This window comes from Rhizobium sp. P2_G2 (assembly GCF_056403555.1).
In genome coordinates, this window is the sequence record NZ_JBFUFF010000209.1 from 1 (window position 1) to 4,637 (window position 4,637).

General features: G+C 60.6%; 4 protein-coding genes and 1 pseudogene. 4 read left to right on the forward strand and 1 reads right to left on the reverse strand.

Annotated elements, in window-relative coordinates:
- Both AC1D06_RS41835 and AC1D06_RS41840 read left to right on the forward strand, forming a co-directional pair.
- The coding region (locus AC1D06_RS41835; RefSeq protein WP_477991390.1) for a helix-turn-helix domain-containing protein at positions 1-945 on the forward strand (945 nt) is incomplete at its 5' end.
- A gap of 139 nt (positions 946-1,084) precedes the next feature.
- On the forward strand, positions 1,085-2,323 hold the full coding sequence (locus tag AC1D06_RS41840) for an acyl-CoA dehydrogenase family protein (protein WP_477991393.1): 1,239 nt from the start codon (positions 1,085-1,087) through the stop codon (positions 2,321-2,323).
- A 131-nt stretch (positions 2,324-2,454) separates the two neighbouring features.
- Here AC1D06_RS41840 and AC1D06_RS41845 read toward each other — a convergent pair whose 3' ends face one another.
- Positions 2,455-3,072, reverse strand: coding sequence for a helix-turn-helix domain-containing protein (locus tag AC1D06_RS41845; protein WP_477991395.1), 618 nt, complete (start codon positions 3,070-3,072; stop codon positions 2,455-2,457).
- Between the two features lie 219 nt (positions 3,073-3,291).
- Between AC1D06_RS41845 and AC1D06_RS41850 the strand changes: the two genes are divergently transcribed.
- Both AC1D06_RS41850 and AC1D06_RS41855 read left to right on the forward strand, forming a co-directional pair.
- Positions 3,292-4,044, forward strand: coding sequence for an electron transfer flavoprotein subunit beta/FixA family protein (locus tag AC1D06_RS41850; protein ID WP_477991397.1), 753 nt, complete (start codon positions 3,292-3,294; stop codon positions 4,042-4,044).
- Positions 4,045-4,195: 151 nt separating this feature from the next.
- Positions 4,196-4,637: pseudogene (locus AC1D06_RS41855) on the forward strand (electron transfer flavoprotein subunit alpha/FixB family protein); the annotation flags it as partial.

The following is a 4,637-nucleotide window of genomic DNA, read 5'->3' on the forward strand; positions in this document are numbered from 1 at the left end:
GTGTGTGTGGCGGAACGGTGGACCACGACAGGCCTGACGACATGTGATCCCTTCAGCCTGTGGCGCGACAGCCTTGAAGAGGCGTTTGTACGCATGGAGCCACTGCGGATCAGCGCCGCCCCGTTTTATGGAAACATCACGCGCGGTCAGGGTGAAGAAATCCAGGTTTCTCGCGTGAGTGCCGCCTCCCATGCCGTGCGGCGTGGCCGGGATCATATCGTGAGTATGCCGGCTGAGATCGCCTTCGTCAATTTGCAGGTGGCAGGACGCGGGCTGACCGTCCAGCATGGTCGCGAGGTTCGAACCCTTCCCGGTGACATCGCCGTGGCGGATACGGTGTTTCCGTATGAAATCGCCCATCGCGAGGCTTTCACGCTCTATTCGATTGCCATGCCTCGCCACCGGGTGCCCGCGACATTATTGAAGGCGGGGGTGCTGCATCTTTCTCAAGGCGAGATTTCTCGTCTGTTGGCGTCCGCCATTCGCTCCTATGCCGAATTAATCCTGTTGGAAGACAATACCGGCAAGGCGGTTTACGAGACACACGTCCTGGACCTCCTGGCACATGCCACAAGCCAGGTTGACATGATTGGCGCGGCGGCTCCAGCGACCGTGGCTTTCCCGCTCCTGTTTGACTGTTTGCGACAGAATTTTCATGATCCGGGCATGTCTGCAGAGCGGCTTGCCCGGCTCTTCGGGATTTCCGATCGTTATGTGCATAAGCTGTTCAAGCCGAGCGGCGCGACCTTTTCGGAGCATTTGCGAGAACTTCGCCTCGTCGCCGCTGCCGGCTACCTTGGCAGGCCCGGCAAGGCGAGCATCACGGCAACGGCCCTCGCATGCGGGTTTTCGGACCTTTCTTACTTTAGCCGCTGCTTCAAAAGCCGTTTCGGGGAAACGCCCGAAGCGTACCGCCGCCGGTTGAAGAATGAGCGCGCAGTCTGACAAAAATCGGCACTCAGTTCTCTTCCGAACAAATCTGGTTCCCTTCAGTCCAAGAACGGACCCGCCTCTTCGCGATAGCGTTGCCGGGTTAGCGGCGTCTGCCGCCAGAGGACACGACGAAAAACGATAGGGGAACCCAATGATCGATTTCACCCTCACCGGGGAGCAGCGCGCGCTGCGGGAGAAGGCACGGCGATTTGCCACGGACAAGCTCAGCCAGGTGAATGGGTTGATTGCCGACTTGCCGACGCCCGAGGCGCGGTTTCGGGCGACAAAGCCAATCTATGACGATCTAGTCGGGGAAGGCTTCATGCGACGGCTCATTCCCATGCCGTTCGGCGGTGGCGGAACAGGTGTGGTGGATATGGCCGTCGTGGCGGAGGAATTCCACGCTGCGGATGTCAATGTGTCACTGACGATGTTTGCGAATCTCCTTGGCCTCACGCCGCTGTTCATGGCCGGGACGCCAGAACAGCAAGCACAATGGATCGGTCCGTTTCTTGAGACCACCGGCGCCCCATTGGCAGCGCTCGCCAACAGCGAACCAGGCGGCAGCGCCAACTTCGATGCTGAAAAGCCCGGCGAAGGAACCCGGACGGTTGCGCGCCTTGATGGAGACGATTGGGTGATCAACGGCCGCAAGCAGTGGGTGTCGAGCGCGACAGGATGGGATGGCAAGGGTGCGGATGTTCTGGCAGTCGTCTGCCGAACGGATTCAGAGGCGAACCCGGGGGCTGCATTGTCCGTGATTTGCGTCGACCGGCCGGCAAATGGACTGACGACCGAGCGAAACGCCAATTCGATGGGACATCGAGGACATCTCACACCGCGTTTCAGGCTCGACAATGTCCGGGTACCAAAGCGGAATGTCATTGGCCGGATTGGCGGTGGCAGAGACATCGTCGTTGGAAGCTTTATCGCAACGGCCGCATTGGTGGGTGTCATGTCCACCGGTGTCATGCGTGCGGCCTTCGACTGCGCCTTGAAATTCGCCAAGACCGAGCGGCGTGGCGGAGCCGCGGCAATTATCGAGCATCAAGCTGTTGGATATGCGCTTGCCGACGCCAAAGCCTCGCTTGAGGCGGTCCGCTCGCTCAGCTGGCGGGCCTGCTGGGCAGCGGATGCCCAGATCGCCGGCGCGGCAGAGATTGCTCTTTATTCCAAGGTGTGGTGCTCCGAGACAGCGGTTCGGGTGATAACCGACCTGATGCGGATTGTCGGCATCGATAGCTATGACGACGAACTGCCGCTCTACGGCTATCTGCAGGACGCCTTGGCGTTCCCGCTGTTTGACGGCGGCAACATGGGCGTGCGCCGGCGACAGCTGCACGGTATACTTCTCACTGACGAATACTCTTCCCTGGCAACGATGGCCTGATGATCACTGGAGCCTCTGCGTGTCCCGCGACCGCTCGCCCCGCGATGCGCGGACACATGTCCCATCTTACCCGGCGACGTCCGGCCTGACCGATGGCTGGCTTCGTACAAGCGAGCGCCAGACAACCCGCCTCAATAATGCGGCGGCGTGATCACCCAGACCACTTTTGCCGGCTCGCTGCCGGAATTTGCACACCGATGCGTCTCCGTGCTCTTGAAGGAAAAGCTGTCGCCGGCGTGGAGTTGGAAGAAGTTGTCGCCGATCCAGAGATCAAGCTGGCCGGACATGACGAGGCCGGCTTCGGCGCCATCGTGGGAATAGTAGTCGCTGTCCGCACCCGGTTCGATCGTCGAGAGCAGGAGCTCCAGCGGGCCGCTGAGATTGGGGGAGAGCAGTTCTTCCTGGATGCCGAGGCCGGTGAAGGTCAGCCGCCGGCGGTTCTGGGCGCGGACGATGATGTCGCGCTCCTCAGCCGGCACGTCGGCGGAGGGCTGGAAGAACCAGTTCATGTGGACGTCGAGCGCGTCGCAGATCTTTTTCAGCACGCCGATGGGCAGTTGCGACTGGTTGCGCTCGATCTGGCTGAGATAGCCGACCGAGATGCCGGCGGCGTCCGCCACCTGCTGCAGCGTCCGGCCCTTGACCTTGCGCAGCTCGCGGATCTGGCCGCCGATGACCGTTTCGTCCAGCGTGCTGTCGTCGGAAGCGGCGATGTCATTGTCCTGCGAAAGCAGCGGGCGAGGGGGCATTTGTCCATTGTCCAGTGATGGCTTCGGGTCGTTATTTTTCGCGTGTCTTTGTCCCGAAACCGGTTCCCAGGTTCGGGAGACATGCCGTAAGATATAGGCCGTATGAAAAAATCATGCAATATTTTCACGCTTGCATTCTGAAGATTTCTGTGTAGATTTTTCCCAACGTGAAAAATTTATCATATTTTTTCACAGCACATTTTCTCGTATGAGGCCTCTATGAAAATTCTCGTGACCGTGAAGCGTGTCGTTGACTACAACGTGAAGATCCGCGTGAAGGCGGATGGATCGGGCGTTGAGCTTGCCAATGTGAAGATGTCGATGAACCCGTTCGACGAGATTTCGGTCGAGGAAGCGCTGCGTCTCAAGGAAGCCGGCAAGGCGGACGAAGTCGTGGTGGTGTCGGTCGGTCCGGCCAAGGCGGAAGAAACGCTGCGCACCGCGCTGGCCATGGGCGCCGATCGGGCGATCCTGGTGGAAACCGATCAGGAGATCGTCGAGCCGCTGGCCGTCGCCAAGCTGGTCAAGGGCGTGGTCGAGGCGGAACAGCCGGGCCTGGTGATCGTCGGCAAGCAGGCGATCGATGACGATTCCAACCAGACCGGCCAGATGCTYTCGGCGCTGCTCGGCTGGGCACAGGCGACGTTTGCCTCCAAGGTTGAGATCCTCGGCGCCGACAGTGCCAACATCACCCGCGAAGTCGATGGCGGCCTGCAGACGATTGCAGTGAAACTGCCGGCGGTGATCACCTCGGACCTGCGTTTGAAYGAGCCGCGCTATGCCTCGCTGCCGAATATCATGAAGGCGAAGAAGAAGCCGCTCGACAAGAAGACCCCGGCCGATTTCGGCGTCGACATTTCGCCGCGCCTGAAGGTCCTCAAGACCGAGGAGCCGTCGGGCCGCAAGGCGGGCGTCAAGGTGAAGTCGGTAGCCGAGTTGGTGTCCAGCCTCAAGACCGCCGGCGTCATCTGAGGAAATCCATGAGGCCCGCCTGCAAACGGCGTGGCCCTGCGCTTCCGGTGCTCACGTATTGAAATACGCTCCGCTCCGGTTCTCGCGCCCCACCGTTTTCGGCAGGGCCTGATGGATTTCAGGAACCCATGAATTCTAAGGATAGACCGATATGACCATTCTTCTTGTTGCCGACCACGATAATTCCGCCCTGTCCGACCAGACCGCCAAGGTACTGACTGCCGCCGCCAAGATCGGCGGCGATGTGCATGTGCTCGTCGCCGGCAAGGGCGCCAAGGCTGCTGCCGACCAGGCGGCAAAGCTTTCCGGCGTCGCCAAAGTGCTGCTCGCCGATAGCGACGAATATGGCCACAACATCGCCGAAGCGCTCGCCGCCCTGATCGTCAGCCTTGCTCCGAGCTACGACACGATCATCACCGCCGCCACCGCCACCGGCAAGAGCGTCTTCCCGCGGGTTGCCGCGCTGCTCGATGTGGCGCAGGTGTCCGAGATCATCGAGGTTGTCTCTGCCGACACGTTCAAGCGTCCGATCTATGCCGGCAATGCCATCCAGACGGTGCAGGCGACCGATGCCAAGAAAGTGATCACCGTGC

Bases quoted from the DNA above. Each gene is read 5' to 3' on its own strand.
- AC1D06_RS41840 (WP_477991393.1), top strand. From the start codon at position 1,085: ATGATCGATTTCACCCTCACCGGGGAGCAGCGCGCGCTGCGGGAGAAG.
- AC1D06_RS41845 (WP_477991395.1), bottom strand. From the start codon at position 3,072: ATGCCCCCTCGCCCGCTGCTTTCGCAGGACAATGACATCGCCGCTTCC.